Origin of the sequence: Paenibacillus sp. TCA20 (assembly GCF_000732325.1) — a bacterium.
GTDB classification, from domain to species: domain Bacteria; phylum Bacillota; class Bacilli; order Paenibacillales; family Paenibacillaceae; genus Paenibacillus; species Paenibacillus urinalis.
This window is the reverse complement of sequence record NZ_BBIW01000004.1, coordinates 321963-337643: the sequence shown is the minus strand read 5'-3', so window position 1 is coordinate 337643 and position 15681 is coordinate 321963. Positions and strand designations below refer to the sequence as shown.

At 47.4% G+C, this 15681-nt stretch carries 13 protein-coding genes; 3 read left to right on the top strand and 10 right to left on the bottom strand.

The genetic code is table 11. The features are described from left to right. Nucleotides 1-128: 128 nt before the first annotated feature. From licT to TCA2_RS10330, 8 genes are all read right to left on the bottom strand, one after another. Nucleotides 129-965 carry a BglG family transcription antiterminator LicT gene (gene licT / locus TCA2_RS10370; RefSeq protein ID WP_047911518.1) on the bottom strand — a complete coding sequence of 279 codons (837 nt, stop codon included), beginning with the start codon at nucleotides 963-965 and terminating at the stop codon, nucleotides 129-131. Between the two features lie 225 nt (nucleotides 966-1190). Continuing rightward, nucleotides 1191-1457 (bottom strand): DUF4176 domain-containing protein, encoded by a 267-nt coding sequence (locus tag TCA2_RS10365; RefSeq protein ID WP_047911517.1) that lies wholly within the window; start codon nucleotides 1455-1457, stop codon nucleotides 1191-1193. 17 nt (nucleotides 1458-1474) lie between these two features. Next, nucleotides 1475-2212: a hypothetical protein gene (locus TCA2_RS10360; protein ID WP_238546342.1), complete on the bottom strand. Its 738-nt coding sequence runs from the start codon at nucleotides 2210-2212 to the stop codon at nucleotides 1475-1477. After that, nucleotides 2213-3175: a WXG100 family type VII secretion target gene (locus tag TCA2_RS27550; protein ID WP_238546341.1), complete on the bottom strand. Its 963-nt coding sequence runs from the start codon at nucleotides 3173-3175 to the stop codon at nucleotides 2213-2215. A gap of 31 nt (nucleotides 3176-3206) precedes the next feature. Then, nucleotides 3207-4031: a hypothetical protein gene (locus tag TCA2_RS10345; protein WP_047911516.1), complete on the bottom strand. Its 825-nt coding sequence runs from the start codon at nucleotides 4029-4031 to the stop codon at nucleotides 3207-3209. Between the two features lie 280 nt (nucleotides 4032-4311). Then, nucleotides 4312-4905, bottom strand: a complete 594-nt coding sequence (locus TCA2_RS10340; RefSeq protein ID WP_047911515.1) for an NADPH-dependent FMN reductase — start codon at nucleotides 4903-4905, stop codon at nucleotides 4312-4314. A gap of 402 nt (nucleotides 4906-5307) precedes the next feature. Continuing rightward, complete coding sequence (locus TCA2_RS10335; RefSeq protein ID WP_047911514.1) at nucleotides 5308-5844, bottom strand: CarD family transcriptional regulator; 537 nt, start codon at nucleotides 5842-5844, stop codon at nucleotides 5308-5310. A 285-nt stretch (nucleotides 5845-6129) separates the two neighbouring features. Continuing rightward, entirely contained in the window at nucleotides 6130-7419 is a 1290-nt protein-coding gene (locus tag TCA2_RS10330; RefSeq protein ID WP_238546340.1) for a jacalin-like lectin, read from the bottom strand. Between the two features lie 348 nt (nucleotides 7420-7767). On the opposite strand from TCA2_RS10330, the gene TCA2_RS10325 reads away from it, so the two are divergent. From TCA2_RS10325 to TCA2_RS10315, 3 genes are all read left to right on the top strand, one after another. Continuing rightward, nucleotides 7768-10083, top strand: a complete 2316-nt coding sequence (locus tag TCA2_RS10325; RefSeq protein ID WP_052511881.1) for an AraC family transcriptional regulator — start codon at nucleotides 7768-7770, stop codon at nucleotides 10081-10083. A gap of 141 nt (nucleotides 10084-10224) precedes the next feature. Further along, nucleotides 10225-11850: an extracellular solute-binding protein gene (locus TCA2_RS10320; protein ID WP_052511879.1), complete on the top strand. Its 1626-nt coding sequence runs from the start codon at nucleotides 10225-10227 to the stop codon at nucleotides 11848-11850. Between the two features lie 125 nt (nucleotides 11851-11975). Then, on the top strand, nucleotides 11976-12485 hold the full coding sequence (locus tag TCA2_RS10315) for a DUF421 domain-containing protein (protein WP_047911512.1): 510 nt from the start codon (nucleotides 11976-11978) through the stop codon (nucleotides 12483-12485). 131 nt (nucleotides 12486-12616) lie between these two features. On the opposite strand, the gene TCA2_RS10310 is transcribed toward TCA2_RS10315, so the two are convergent. Both TCA2_RS10310 and TCA2_RS10305 read right to left on the bottom strand, forming a co-directional pair. Continuing rightward, the gene (locus TCA2_RS10310) at nucleotides 12617-14032 is read right to left on the bottom strand and encodes a sucrose-specific PTS transporter subunit IIBC (RefSeq protein WP_193746021.1); all 1416 of its coding nucleotides are present in this window, start codon (nucleotides 14030-14032) and stop codon (nucleotides 12617-12619) included. A gap of 2 nt (nucleotides 14033-14034) precedes the next feature. Then, nucleotides 14035-15531, bottom strand: coding sequence for a sucrose-6-phosphate hydrolase (locus TCA2_RS10305; protein ID WP_047911510.1), 1497 nt, complete (start codon nucleotides 15529-15531; stop codon nucleotides 14035-14037). Nucleotides 15532-15681: the final 150 nt, after the last annotated feature.

The window sequence follows — 15681 nt, the reverse complement described above, 5'->3', positions numbered from 1 at the left end:
GAAACCAGCACACCATGTATCGCATGCAAGAACTCATCCGGGTATTGCCTGATTGAACAGTAACAAGCCCTGTATAAATCTATTTCATAATAACTTTAGCTGACTCATGAAATGGATTCGTTGTATATTTATTTTTTGTGTTTCATCAATCGTTCCAGATGCAGCGTCAAGTATAACTGCTCCGAGTGCGTCATCTCATACTGATAATGCTTGAGGATGAACGTCTCGATTTTCTCTATACACTTAAACGTTGATGGATAATTCTTTCGTACCACTTCATATAAATACTCCTCTGTATCATCATACGATGAATGGGTAATCACACGCTGGCAGAAGTATTTGAGATGCGTAATGAATCGGAAATAGTTGACGGAATCCTCATCAAACTCTACGTTAAAATGATATTTGATAATATTCATGATCTCCTGCAGCAGCTGCATGAGATGCGTCACATCATTCATGGAGTCGTTGACTTCTGCATTGATGAAGTGCAGAGCGATATTGCAAATCTCCTCTTTGGGAAAATCAATCCCGAGTCTCTCCTTGATCAAGGTCAGTGCATCCGCGGCTACATCATATTCCGCCTTGTAAAAATGCTGCACTTCCCATGTCAGTGGGTTACGAGTAATTTGCCCTTTCGTTAACCGCTGCACTGCAAAATGGATATGGTCAGATAAAGAAACGTAAATCCCATCGCTGATCGACTTGTTCAGCTGCGTGCGCGCGAGACTGACGATATCGTCTGTAACCTGCAAAATTTCTGCGGGCACTTCGGCCACAATCGCCTTGAATCTCTCGTATATGGACGAATCCTGCAAACGGAATATTTTCTCGATGCGTCCTTCGTCGATGGTGTCGCCAACCTTGAACTGAAAACCAATTCCTCGGCCGAGAATCAGCAGCTCCTGGTCCTTGTCATCCATCGTGCTTACAATATTGTTGTTGAATATCTGTTTAATGATCACATGAACCACCACTTTTTTGAGGAATAAAAAAAGGGCAAAACGACAACGGGTATATACAAAGATATCCCCATTGTGGTTTTGCCCGCATTACCGGTAACAAGCCTCGCAAATACCTTAACACAAGCTGAAAACGGTGTCAACATGGTGGGTCTTCCCAGTAACCTAAGCAGATCCATGATCATACTATCGTCTCACTGTCCCACTCTTAGTGAATAGGATGTCCACCTAAGCCTCTTTTAAACGTGCAGAGAACTGCTCCTCTTCCTGATCCACAAATCCCATGAATACGATCTCCTCAATATCCTCATGATTGAAACCGTACGTATAATCCGGGTTGATATACCCTTCCGGATACAAACATCCGATATAGTCAAAAGTTCGCGGTGGCTCGGTCATCATAATCTGCTTGCGCCCGTAAATAACCAGCTTCTTGGATCCTTCCTTCAATCGGACGATGGAGCCGTTAGGGAGCGGTGTTTCTGAATTGTTCATTGTTAGCTATACCTCCTTTAACCATGCTGAGCAGTCTGCTGATCTCCATTCGGAGCGCTGCTTCCTTGATGAATTCGTCTAATCCAATAGTACCGATGGAGCTCCATGATGAAATGAAACAGTACAAAAGCGAGCATCGAGTACACACACATCAGGACAATGACAACGGTGTTCTCACTCACAAACATCAATGACAGGTTCGCGAGCAAATATCCGAGTCCGGCGATCATCGTTAACGGCAGCAGATGCAGCCCCTTACGCTCTTCCTGCTGCTTCTTCTCTGGTGGGGTCCGGAGCTTCCGCAGATGAGAACGCACATAGTGATACAGTGCAAATCCATAAACGGCAAAAGAACCGATCGCATACCATGGGGTCGTTAACTCCAGACTGCTATATGCAAACTTCTGCGTTGCCAGCATCAGACCAAGTGATGCTACAATACCGAACACGCCCCTGAACAGAATATAGTTCAGCTGCAGCCTCCGGGGAATTGCCATCATTGCAAGGGCCCAACCATTCATGACAGCAAGCGGCGGGAACAACAGATAGGCATAGAGCGGCTCGTATGGTGCGCTTAAGATCGGAATAATCAAGAACACGTTTAAGAAAAAAAGCACGAGAATACCGGCATTTAGCCGGATGGTGCTTACCGGATACAGCGAGAGATACGTCTCAAACTTTGTCCGGTCATAGTCTGTTCCTTCCCAGTTACGGTTCTGAGTCTGAGACTTATGCAGCTTACTATGCTTCGCCATCTATTTAAACCAGCCCGATACGGTAGACCAGGCCTCTTTCGCTCCATGCTTAACAACATCCTTCAAGGAGTCGTCCTCTCCATCCTTGTCGAGATCCATGTCCATCTTAATGCCCTCGGCAAGATACGTCAGTCCCACGGATACACCAAGTCCGACAGCCCCGACAGCTAGGACAGGTGCTGCCGCAGGCATCACTGCTGCTGTCAGCAGTGTAGCTCCAACCGTTGTTGCTCCCCCGACGACGACATTTCCGATAATATCTCCGGCAACCTTGTCAGTCGAAGCGTTGTTTGCGAGATTTTCTTTGGTATCGGTAAACACATCAATACCGACGCTTGCCCAGCCCAGCTTATCCTTCAGCGCTGCCTTGGCTCCGTACATCGGATCAGCCATGGAATAGATCTCTTTAATTTTGGGAGAGGCAGTTCCATTCGCAATCTTAGCTTCCATATCGCGTAAATAATAAATCTTGTAGTTTCTAGGTCTTCCATTAATCATGGGATTATTCCGAACCGAATCATAGCTGTCACGAACGAGAATTCTCGGGCTTCTCCGATCCAGCTGCTGTCTGACCATGTATCCGTTATGTACCTTATACCCGAGCCGCGCTACGGCAGCTGCCCCCATAACCGTCCCTGTAATGTTGCCAAGACCATCAATTGGTGCCATTGGATTAAAGCCTGTTATGCCAATACCGCCGCCGGACTGGTCCTCCTGTTCAAACTGCTGACGAGTAGTGTTCACAAAATTGGACAGCTCCTGCATATTCTGAGCTGCTGTCTGGAAATTGCGCTGATGCGCCTGATACATCCCTATGATGGCCTCACGGTTGCCTGTCTGCCAGGCCGCGCCATTCAGCGCATTCATCAGTGCGGTATCCACCTGTGTCAGCTGCTGCGCTACCTGCTCCAGCTGCTGAACCAGCGTGTTCAGATACGCCGATGTCATTACAATCCGAGTCATGCTTCTCCTCCTCTAGATCTGCTCCAATCCTTCAACTTGGCGTAAGAACAGACAGTGTTCGTGTCGTTATCAGATATAGGGTCTGTATAAATTCGGGCTCCGTTACCGGATATCCTTGTGCGAGATTCCGCTCTGCATCCTGAATGAATAACCAGTTTCCCTGAGGACTTCCTATATAATAAATAGTTGCCGAACGAAGCTCTGTTCCGCGAATGACTGCCTCGAACGTTCCCTGCTGCCGGGACGAAGCACAGGCTTCCATCAATGCGGGGAATAACGGAGTAGAGCTCTGCACCATTTGATCATTTTGCAGAATAGATTGCAGCATCGTGTCATCTGGATGGCCCAGCTGATTTATCATTCGATTCAGAGTCTCTGTATGCATCGTTATTCGTCCACTCTGCTCTTGCACGTCAGGCAGCAGCAGACTATCCCCCATACGGGATACGAACGCCTCAAGTCCTTCCTCAAGCGCCGTAAACAGCACTTCTCCTGTCTCTGAGGTCCACTTCATTTCAGTAACCTCGGTTCCGGATAGGAAGCCATATATAATAGTAGATTCGCCATTCGCTGTGCAGGATCTAAGAATCGTCACTGCGCTGCTGTATTTGCAGCTCTTTAACAACTCCAGCAGGACAGCGTCAAGGATGATCTCTCTACCCTCCATAGCGAGCAGCCCTGCATCCTCCAAGCCCTTTGCGATCTGAGCATAGCGTTGTTCCGGCGAAATTTCTACTCCTCGTTCCACATCCGCTTCATAGATCTTCGACCATGCTTCTCCTTCTGGTATATCCATGAGCTGGAACAAAAACGCCGCCTCCGCAGCGGTTAATTGGACTGTATAAGATGATGACAACCATTCGTCCTCCTTCTATAGCAAAAGCAGCTTCAATTTATTGTAGGGTGATTTAGAGCAGGACTCAATCACTCCTTACGCCCATGTCCTGCGTCCTATATTTTTAAATAGATACACATTTAGGAAATCCTTGAATCGATGAGCATATAAAAAACGCAGAATATCTTCTGCCAGTGCCTTATAGCGGCGTCCTGTCATTAGAAGATATCTGCGTTTATCGTTGTATTGCTGTATTCATGTGCCTGGCCATTTGCCTTATCAATCAGGCTCAGGCTTCTGCTTATCTCAGTGTTTTTAGTGCTCCGCTCCAAGCTACCGTTTGATCCAGCATCGCATTCACATTTGTCAAATGCAGCTCTTGTGGCTTGAACACCGATCCGTTCTCAAAATCAGTGAACAGGGACAATGTTGGATGCACGCGAACGTCAGCAACGGATAGCTCGCCAAGGATCCCGCGAAGATGCTCTGCTGCACGAGCCCCGCCTGTTGAGCCATAGCTTACAATACCGGCAGCCTTGTTATTCCACGCTTCACGCGCAAAGTCAATCGCGTTCTTCAGTGCTCCTGTAATACTGTGATTGTACTCCTGCACGATGAATACAAATCCGTCCAGGCTATTCAGCTTATCATTCCAAGCAGCAATGCCTGGTTCCGAGCCGTCTGTAGTACCGAGGAACGGCAATTTGTAGTCCGCAATATCGACGATCTCATAATTCGCATCTCCGCGCTTGTCAGCAATTGCCTTTACCCATTCTCCTACTTGCGGACTTACGCGTCCTTCCCGTGTACTTCCCAGAATAATACCGATGTTTAACTTCGTCATTGTCTCTTCCTCCTTGGTTTCTTTTCCAAATAATCGATCTATAAAACCCATTCTCTACACCACCTGTATTTCGATTTGCTAAAAGCAAAAGATGCATTAAGTTACTTTATGTAAGTAATTGTAGTAATTATATTATGTATTGTCAAGTAAGTAATTAAATAAAATATAGATTGTTTTTTCTCACCCTATATAATGAGCAGTTCAATAAGCCCCCGACCAGCGAAGTGATCCCTTGACTATGCCTACATTCTATCCATTTATATGTTGTCACTGTATAGAAACATACCTATGCCTTTTATTCTGCTCAAAAAAGCCTGAAAGATTCATTGCTGATCCTCCAGGCTGCTAACTACAACATATGTTTTATTATAAAGTGAAGCTCGTTATGCGAGATACCGAGCAAGAAATTGGGTGATTTACATTTTATAGTATAATCTACTTCCACTCTCCTGGCTAGCTGCCCAATTCATGTTCTTCAAGATAAGCGGTCATTTTCTCCTCAAGCCTGCTGTCTACTTTATGCTTTACCCCATCTTTCGAAGAACCCGTGACGATGGCAATTTCGCCATAAAGCAGCTTCTCCGCTTCTTTAAGAAATTGCTGGTCTCTTAAGCTGATCGTCTTTTTACCGCTCTGGATGGCAAGAAATCTTTTGGCGTGGATGACTTTAATCAGATATACAAGGTCCTTGCTGCCGGACGACTTGATATAATCTTCATAATGATCGTCAATAGATATGCTCGTACACTGCTCTGCGATGTCCTCTATGAACACATATACCTCATTTAACAGCTGATGTGCTTCTTCTTGTGCCATAACAGGGCGCATAAAAATCGTTGTATCCGTCGGCGTATAAATCGTTTCTGTGCTGAACAGCGGCGTCAAAGTGTAATATTGCTTATCCTGATCCAGAATCGGTAGCGCACCAATGGATTGGATCTGACATACGCCATTATTGCCGTAAATTACATAATCATCTACATGATACATTCGATCTCTTCCTCCATAATACATATTATACTATTCGCATTAACATACTTGGTTTAAATTTGTAATAGAAGCAATTGGTTTAGAACTGATTGATCATTAAAAGATGATAATCAGCGCTGAATCCCTTCATTTCCGATAGCTGATAGATTAAGAATACACTTTTAGACGCCGCATAAGTCAAGCTTTTTTTGTACATATGAATGCAAAAAAAGAGCATCGGATTAGTTGTCCGAATGCTCTATTAGGCAGTAAGAATCTACATTTTCGCTCGTTTATAGAAGAGAGTTACTGTTTGTATATGACACCTAGCTGATCCAGCTCATCCCCTGCTCTTCCATAAAAACCGGCAATATACCAGCCATCTGGAGCACTAAGCACCATCTGTTCTGAGGTAGCCTGTCCACCAGATACGGTATTCCCTAGGTTCGTCGTGAGCTGCACATAAAAGATCCGCTTCCCTCCGCTGCGCGTGCCTTGACCGATAACAGCCTGGGTCACATATTCATTCGCCGCCAGATTAAGGGTGTTCGCCGTTGCCGTCCCGCCATGCGCAAGTACCGTTCCATCCTCATACACGGTGGACACACCATCCACTCTGCTGCCGCTGTGGATCGTAACAGAGCTCATTCTTGAATCCGGAATCTGATTCAGATCGTTAAATCCGATTCCTCCCGATCCTCCAATGCTTGAGCTCATCTGCACATCTGGAGAAGTGGAGTAGGCAAATTCAGCCGTAATCGGATAGTGGTCAGACAGCTGCTCTCCCGTACTCGTCAAGAAGTAGGTGTCTTCAATCCGGAAGGACTCCGCATTTAATTGAAGCGCACTGCTGCCACGGTACAATATTTTGTCCACGATTTCGAAGTTAGGTCCGTTCACATCAGACTCATCCATCAGTGCTTCCCCGTCTGCCGGAATCTCACCGCCCCGCACCAGATCTACCCAGGGATCGCTTAATCCGTTACGCGTCATCAAGAGCTCGATATTATCGTCTGCACGGGTGTATCTCGTATTCGTATCGCCAAAGACGATCACGGCATTCCCTTCCGAATGCTGCTCTATATAATTGGACAACTGCTCTATGTTGCTGCGTCGTGCAGCAAGAGACTGTGCGTCCGAGCCCGCATCAGCGTGCAGATTATACACATCAATCTTGACACCAGGTTCAATCTCATAGGTCATGAACGTAAATCCTTTTGGCGTCAGCTCGTCACTTCCACTGTCAAACAGACCATGGCGATCATTCCAGGTGATTCGCTGCAGATCCCGATAGGGATATTTGGACAAGCTGTTCAGCCCGCTTCCAAAACCAGCGACCCCGCTGCTTGGTGTCAGATACGGATGTGTCACCTCAGAGATCAGCTCAGCATGATAGTTGAAATCCTCCTGAACGTTGATAATATCGTACGCATTCAGTTTCGGAGAAATCTGCACCGTATATTCTGCCGGATTAGAGCTTGAGAAAATATCAGGCAGGCCACCGACGTTGTAGCTGAGCACATTAAAGGAGCCTGTCTGGATCTCTGCTTCCGCCGCAGCCACTGGCTGTGAAGCCATAGGAATCGAAGTGAACAATACTAGTGCCGGCAGCAGGCTGCGCAGGCATTTGGATTTTAAATTCAGTTTTTTTAACCTCCTGGTCTTCGTGGATTTTATTTCGAGCTTAATTCAGTCCCAGCAATGGATGAGCAACACCGTCCTTCGCCTGTAACGTATGAATCGATCTCAATCTAGCATTAGGCTCCAGCACGCAGCAATATGATAATTGCCACCTTATATAAAAATAGGACAATTCCAAGTATGATTAGCTATTTTTGTATTTTTCGAGCTGCAATTTTACATTCTGTTAATACAAATCGTGAATGATTCGGTCGAATCCTGTCCATTGCATCGGTTATGCTCGAGAGTGGGAGGAGAGTCGATTTGAAAAAGCGGAATTCTGTATTTGCAAACCTGGCCATTTCTCATGTATCCATCGTTCTTGTTATCGTTCTGTTGCTGTGCTCTGCCTTCTATGTCTTTTTCACGAACAATTATAAGGAAGAGCTTCATAGCAAAAATAGAATTATGATGCAAAACACGGCCCAAACGATTGAATCTAACGTGCTGAAGAGAGTCGAACAGATCTATCTCGACATCTCTCTCGATAAGAGCGCAGATCTTCGTTTATTTGCTGATTCCTCCTACACCGGGCATCTCAGCAAGGTCATTGACCTGCACGAGCTGATCAAGTCCAAGGTAACGAACAATTCGGATCTTATCCATGCGGTTCATCTCTACTATCCGGATGAACGGATCATGCTGTCTTCAAACCATGGGCTGAATTATAACGCCGATCAAGGAAGCGGCTCTGTATATTTTGCAGACTGGATCAACGGCATGCAAGCCAGCAAGGACAGCAGTTTATGGACAACAACCCGGCTGGTGCCTCAGGATATCTACTCCAGTCAGCTGGACAGCAATGCGAGTGCCTTATTCACATATGTACACAGCTATCCCGTTCAGTCCTCCGGACATGACAGCGACCTGCTGATTGCCATTGATGTGAAGGAGAGCGCAGTCAGCTCCATCATTCAGCGGATGATGCCGTCGCAGTATAAGGACACCTATACTCTGGATTCGTCGGGAATGACGATAAGCGATGTAAGCAAGGGAAGTATCGGTGTCTACCGGGATTATGATTCGGGGGTACGCAGAGCGCTTATGTCTGAGACCCCGTCGGGAAGCTTCAAGGAAAATATTCATCACACCGACTATGTCGTTTCATATCAAACGCTTGAGACAACCGGCTGGAAGGTTTACAGCGCAGTGCCCGCCAGCACTTTTTATGCGCAGTCAGACTTTATTCAGAAGCTGATTGTCGGCATCTGCCTGTTTGCCATTCTGCTCGGCACCATTTTATCCGGCATATTGGCACTCGCCAGCTACAATCCGATCAAGCGCATCGTGAACAAAATCAAGGAATCTGCAGATCATGCCCCGGATCAGGTTCAGAATGAATACGGCCTCATTGATACGGCTTTTAGTAAGCTGAGCAGTAAGGTCAGCAGTCTGGAAGAGACGCTAATGGCAAACAGCTCCGTCATTAAGCATAATGTGGTGCTGAACATGCTTCGTAACGCCTACACCCCTGAAGAATTGGCAGAAGAGCTGCCTTTTCTCGGTATCCCGCAGTCATATACACATTACTGCTGCCTGCTGCTGAATCAGGGGGAGGCTGGCAATGCTCTTGATCACACCAAGGAGACATTTGCCTATCCTATCGTGAACGAGCTGAATGCTGCCTTCCTGCATGAGCACTATCTGATTGCTGAGGAGCTGCCGGACAATAAAGTGGCGCTCATTGTATGCACGAATACAGCAGGCGATTCACTGCTGAAGCAGATATCAGACCTGCTGCTCTCTTCTGACAGAAGCCAATATTATAGAAATATTCAAATATCCTGGGGCTGCTGGGTGCAGGAGATGAAGGAGATCCATCTCAGCTATAGCGAGGCAGTGACACTGATGAAATATGGTTACTTCCTGCCGGAGCAGACTATTCTGAAGGACCGCCTGATTCTCACACGAGAAAATAGTGTTGAAGAGATCCCTCAGTCTATGCTGGGCAGGTTCAGAGATAAGCTGCAGAACCGGCAGTCGGAAGATATTATCGGAGCAGTCGATGCCTTGATCAGAACTTTGCAGGAAGGAACATACCCTGCTCACTACTGCCATTTTATCCTGGCAAATATCGTATTTATGTACTCCGATCATCTGAAGAGCATCCGTTATAAGCCACCAGGTGATGAACATGCGGATCTGTATCAGCAGTATCTTCAGCTGAATCATATCCATGAATTTCGAGTATGGATTACCGAGTCCATCGCCACATTCACTGCCCAGATGGATAAAAGAAGCAGTGAAAGGGCCGTTTCCAGCATTGAACTCGCGAAGCAGTATATCGACCTCCATCTGTCGGAGGATCTGTCGCTTGATGCCGTGGCGGCAAAAGTGTTCATCAGCCCGAAGTATTTGAGCCGGCTCTTCAAGGAGGAGCTCGGGGTCACCTACACTGAATATGTCACCACTCAGCGGCTCGAAAAGGCAAAAACGCTGATCGAAAGTAACCACATGACGATCGAGCAGGTGGCGAGCACGGTTGGCTATGGAACCTCCGCCTATTTTATTAAGAAATTCAAGGAAACGTACGGCTGTACGCCGCGCAACTACATGCGCAGCATCGCTGAGCATATGTAGAGATGTGCTGAGGAGCAAGCTACATGTTCACAGATGAACACGTGAGAGGTCTCGCGCCTTGCGCATGATCATGCTCTGATAAACGCTTATTACCTATGCCGTATGTTTAGGATTCAATCTTTGTTTAAGGCAGGTTTTTACATGATGATGAAATTCATTCCGTCTCTTACTACTCTAATTGCCCTAATGAGCATACTCAGCGGTTGTGATACGAAGCCGGATGCAGCGTCCGGCCCAGCAGATCCACAAACCTCTACCTCCGCGAGCTCGCCGCGTTACCAGATTTCATGGACGATGCATCTCAATCTGCCGGTGCCAGAGGATGCTGAGATGGTTCAGCAGGTGGAGAATCAGTTCAATGTGGATCTGAACATCTGGAATATTGAGAACAACCGTTATGAAGCACTGCTCGATAAGAAGCTCGCGCAAGGCGAAATTCCGGATCTGTTCAGGGTGAGACAGCCGCAGGACCTGCTGAGGTATCAGCAGCAAGGACTGCTCGCGGAAATTCCCGAGGACATGCTGAAGGAATATGCGCCCAACATTATGAAGGCTCTCGAAGCCTATGCTCCGGACTATCAGGACGATGGAATGATTGATGGCAAATATTACGGTATTCCTGGTATCAATCCGACCAATATTTATCGTATGCCTGTCGTCTATCGCCAGGACTGGCTCGATAAGCTCGGTCTGCCTGTGCCGGATACACTGGATGAATTCGAACAAGTCATCTACGCATTTGCGAACGAAGATCCGGATGGCAACGGTCAGAAGGATACCTACGGCTTGTCCAGACAAGGAATGAATGTCGTGTTCGGTGCCTTCGGCCAGATCGTGTTCGCGGATCAGCTCTATTTTGGCAATAAGGATGGGAAGCTCGTCATCGGTGCACTGGAGCCCGAAATGAAAGAAGCACTGCAGTATCTTCGTAAATGGTACCGGGATGGTGTCATCGACCCTGAATTTATTACAGGTGAGAATAAAGGAGGCTATAAGCATCTCTCTCATGCCTTCATTGATGGGAGAATCGGCATGACCTCCATGGGCAACTATTATCACTGGATTCAAGACGGGGATTACATGACACTAAATGCATATGGTGAGGAGGCGCCCGTAGAGGCCGCATTTAATGCGAAGGAATTAAGCGTCAAAAATCCGCAGGCCCGAATTACTTTTGGCCGCCCCTTCAGCGGACCCGATGGACAGCGGGGCTCCCAGGCTTATGATATGCTAATGAGCTTTACAGCCATTGGTGCAGACGCCGCGAAAGAGCCCGGCAAAATGGAGGAAATTCTAAAGATACTAGACTACGTCAGCGCGAATCCCGATGTGGAACAATATACTTCCATGATTCATGGTATTCAGGGAAAGCATTGGCGATGGGCAGGAGACTCTCAAGAGGATGTCATCGTGCTCCCTCCTTACGACAAGATGTTCAGCTATCAGAATAGTATTGGCGCTAACATCGGAATGACCGTGCCCCTCATGCCTACTTCCCGAAGAGAGCAGTGGGCCTCTACGCTGGATCTCGATCAGGATGGCATATACAATGCATTGGAGGTCGCAACACCCTCTCTGACAGATAAAGGACCCGATCTGGTTCAATTGAAAAACAAGGCCTATATCTCAATCATTACGGGAGAGAAGCCACTGCGTTACTTCGACGACTTTGTACAGGAATTTATGGCAGCCGGTGGAGCAGAGGTGATTCAGGAAGCGAATGAGTGGTACTCCAAGCATGCAGTGAAGTTGGATGCAGAGCGTTGAGTGTTGAGAGTTGAGCCATAACACACCGCTTCATCTTCATAGAAAGATCAGCTCTGTGCGTAATTTGTAGGTGGGATAAGGGTTAAATACGGGTAAGGAATACTAGACCTGTAAAGGAGGCCGATATGTTTTTTGACAACTGGTATTCTCTATTCCGTATCATTATCGTCGGCATGCTCAGCTATTTCGCACTGATCCTCATGCTCCGTACATCCAGCAATCGCACACTTTCCCAGATGAACGCATTTGATTTTACCGTATCGGTTGCCGTTGGTTCAGTGCTTGCTACCGTCATTTTGGATGCGAATATCTCCTTGGCAGAAGGACTAACCGCATTCCTTCTCCTTCTAGGACTTCAATTTGTCGTGAGCTGGCTGTCCATGAAGTTCTCCTCGCTGAATAAGCTCATCAAGTCGGAGCCTCATTTATTGTTCTATCACGGACAGTTTGTGGACAAAGCTTTGAAGAAGACCCGTATTCAAAAAGATGATATCTACCAGGCCGCGCGAAGCGAAGGGCTGGACAGCATGGACTCCGTCGCTGCTGTTGTGCTGGAGCCAAACGGAAGCCTATCGATTGTGGAAGCTGCTGACACAGCAGCAGCCGAAGCATTGAAGCCTGTCCAAGAGTCATAACTACCTCTCTGCTCTTCTCCTCTATTCGATATGCAATACGGGCGAGATCTCAATTATCTCGCTCCTGATTATTTCGCACAGCAGCATAAAAAGGCGCCTTTCACGAAGTCCCTCGTAAAAGGCGCCTAGTTTTATTTCGCTTCCGATTTCACTTGATCCAGCATTTTGTCGTTAAATCCGAACATCCAGGTTAATACAAAGGTAATTGCCATCGCTGTCAGATTACACAAAATGTACCATGGAAGCTGACTGTTCAGATACAGGAGTGTGCCTGGAATAACTGTGATCGCCATCCCGGTTGCCTCCAGCTTGAGCAGGGAGGCCATGAAGCCGCCAATCCCACCACCGATAAGACCCATAATAAAGGGCTTCACATAACGCAGATTTACTCCGAAAATAGCCGGCTCTGATATGCCGAGAAATGCGGAAAAAGAGGATGGCAGCGACAAAGCCTTCAGCTTGTTGTTCTTGGTCTTCAGACCAACGGCCAGACAGGCCGCACCCTGAGCGGCCATAGCACTTGTCACAATGGCGTTGAACGGGTTGCTTCCCGTTTGCTCCAGCAGCTGAATCTCCAGAAAGTTAAAGATATGATGCACTCCGGTCACCACAATAATCTGGTTGAAGAAGCCGATCACAAGGCCCGCAATGCCGAGCGGCAGGTCGAGCAGGAATGTAGTTACGTTAAGAACAACCTCTTCCAGCGAATGGAAGATCGGTCCAATTGCAAACAGGCCGAGAATAATCATCACAAGCAGCGTTACGAATGGGGTAACAATCAAGTCTATTGCTTCCGGGATCCTCTTTCTCAAATATCGCTCAAACTTAGCGCCAAGAAGACCGATGAAGAAGGCCGGCAGAACGGAGCCCTGGTATCCAACCACCGGAATAAATCCGAAAATTTCTAATGCCTCCGCTGAGCCGTTCGCAACGCTATACGCATTCGGCAGCGCCGGGTTGACGAGCATCAGTCCGAGAACGATACCCAGCACCGGACTTCCACCAAATACTTTGAATGCGGACCAGGCCACAAGTGCAGGCAGGAAGGCAAAGGCCGTATCAGTCAGCACCTGTGTAAGCATGAGGAAATTCGCCGAAATATCATCCGGGGTCAAACCGAACCAGGCAAGGACTGTTTCTTGTGTCAGCAGACCACGAAGTCCCATGAACAGGCCGGTAGCGACCAATACTGGAATAATCGGCACAAAAACATCTCCAAAGGTGCGGATAGACCGTTGAAACATATTTCCAGATTTTTTCGCTTCAGATTTCAGGTCCTCCTTGCTCGTACTCTCCAGACCCAGAGCTTCCACCGCTTCAAAAATCTGATTTACAGTGCCAGTTCCGAAAATAATCTGATACTGACCGGAATTGAAGAACGCACCTTTAACCTTGTCGATGTTCTCTACTTTGTTCTGGTCGATCTTCTGCTGGTCATGAACCATAATGCGAAGCCGTGTCGCACAATGGGCAAAGGAAGCGATGTTCTCCCTTCCGCCGATGGCTTCTACTACCTGCTTAGCGATTTCACGGTTATCTGCTGCCATATTCAATCCTTCCCTTCTATATCATTTACGGCTTGAGTCAAATCCCATTTAGTGACCTTTAAGCCGGCAATTCCATGATTTGAAAAAAATCGAATTCCTTTGCTGCCTGACTGAGGAAAAATGCGGCTTGTAAACACTTCTTCACCGTCATTGATGAACAGCTCGACGGAGGAGGTGTCTACAAACAGATGAAATTTGACGTTTCTTCCATCCAATCTGCAGGATCGCGCGGTTCCGTACTCACTGCCAATCCGTTCACCAGATGCGGAGCGATCCATCGTAAGCTTGCCAAGCGTCACATCATACCTGATAACCGTGCGCTCGGTTTCACCCACTCGGATCTCCACACCGACCGCTTCAGCATCAATACCTCTGAACTCACATATCAGTTCGTATGCGATTCCGTCTATTTCGTCGTAGGATTTGGTCTCACTGGATAAAGTGTCCTGTACTCCAGCTTGCTTTCCCCGAAGCTTCTTCAGCTCCTCTACAGGCATCTGAGTGAGTTTGCCGTTCCGAAGCTCTAGCGCTCTAGGTAATGTCAGGCAGTGTGCCCATCCATGCTGATCAGTGGGATATCCGATTTCGGGCTGTCCCATCCAGGCAACCAGAATTCGTCGTCCCTGCTCATCCTCCATCGTCTGGGGAGCATAATAATCAAAACCTCGGTCCAACTCATGAAAAACGCCGTGTTCAAACTCCAGGGTCTCCCGATTCAGTGGTTTTCCCGTAATATAACCGGATTGATAAATGTTTTGATAATGATCCCCCTCAGCCTCCAGTCCCTGCGGACAAAAGATAAGAACCCCCTGTCCGTTCAGCTCAAAGTAATCGGGGCATTCCCACATGTAACCAAATTCCTTCAGCCCGGTTCCCAGCTCACCTGCAAACATCCAATCGACCAGATTCGAAGATGTATACAGAACAGCGGTTCCGGTCAGATCCATCCTCTGGGCGCCGATAATACAGCGGTAACCATCCTCGTCTCTCCACACCTTAGGATCCCGAAAGTGCTCTGTGTACCCTTCCGGCACATGGTCGATGAGGGGCTTGTTAAGCTTCGTAATATTTCCTTCTGCGTCCATGACAGCCATACATTGATATGGGCGCCTATTCCAGTTGTCATCCCGGGTGTTTCCCGTATAGATCAAATGCAGCTTTTCGTCCTTCACGATCCCGCTCCCCGAGTAAGCTCCCAGCGAATCATAGGGTGCACTCGGCTCAATGGCAATACCAGCGTTACGCCAAAATGCCAGATCCTTTGAGGCAGTGTGATACCAATATTTGAGACCATGATAGGTGCCCAGCGGGAACCACTGATAAAAGAGGTGATATTCTCCTGCATAATAAGCGAATCCATTAGGATCGTTTAATAGTCCGGTCAGGGGCTGTATATGGTAGGTCTGCCTCCAGCTGCTGTCCTTAACCCGTTTTTGCAATGCAGCGATTTCTTCCAGAGGAGCCTGATCTAGACGGCGGTATTTGAGTTCTCTGTCCATTGCCCTCTCCTTCCCTTTCAATCTGTCCGTTTGCTCTCAATTTGCGATCTATGCTGTGGCAGCTAAATGGAACCGGTTCCAATCAGCTGTAAAAATAATGAACTCAAGTTCCAAAGTTATGCCAAACTACCTTGGAACCGGTTCCGTCGT

Bases quoted from the DNA above. Each gene is read 5' to 3' on its own strand.
- TCA2_RS10365 (WP_047911517.1), bottom strand. From the start codon at position 1,457: ATGAACAATTCAGAAACACCGCTCCCTAACGGCTCCATCGTCCGATTG.
- TCA2_RS10360 (WP_238546342.1), bottom strand. From the start codon at position 2,212: ATGGCGAAGCATAGTAAGCTGCATAAGTCTCAGACTCAGAACCGTAAC.
- TCA2_RS27550 (WP_238546341.1), bottom strand. From the start codon at position 3,175: ATGACTCGGATTGTAATGACATCGGCGTATCTGAACACGCTGGTTCAG.
- TCA2_RS10340 (WP_047911515.1), bottom strand. From the start codon at position 4,905: ATGGGTTTTATAGATCGATTATTTGGAAAAGAAACCAAGGAGGAAGAG.
- TCA2_RS10335 (WP_047911514.1), bottom strand. From the start codon at position 5,844: ATGTATCATGTAGATGATTATGTAATTTACGGCAATAATGGCGTATGT.
- TCA2_RS10320 (WP_052511879.1), top strand. From the start codon at position 10,225: ATGATGATGAAATTCATTCCGTCTCTTACTACTCTAATTGCCCTAATG.
- TCA2_RS10315 (WP_047911512.1), top strand. From the start codon at position 11,976: ATGTTTTTTGACAACTGGTATTCTCTATTCCGTATCATTATCGTCGGC.
- TCA2_RS10310 (WP_193746021.1), bottom strand. From the start codon at position 14,032: ATGGCAGCAGATAACCGTGAAATCGCTAAGCAGGTAGTAGAAGCCATC.
- TCA2_RS10305 (WP_047911510.1), bottom strand. From the start codon at position 15,531: ATGGACAGAGAACTCAAATACCGCCGTCTAGATCAGGCTCCTCTGGAA.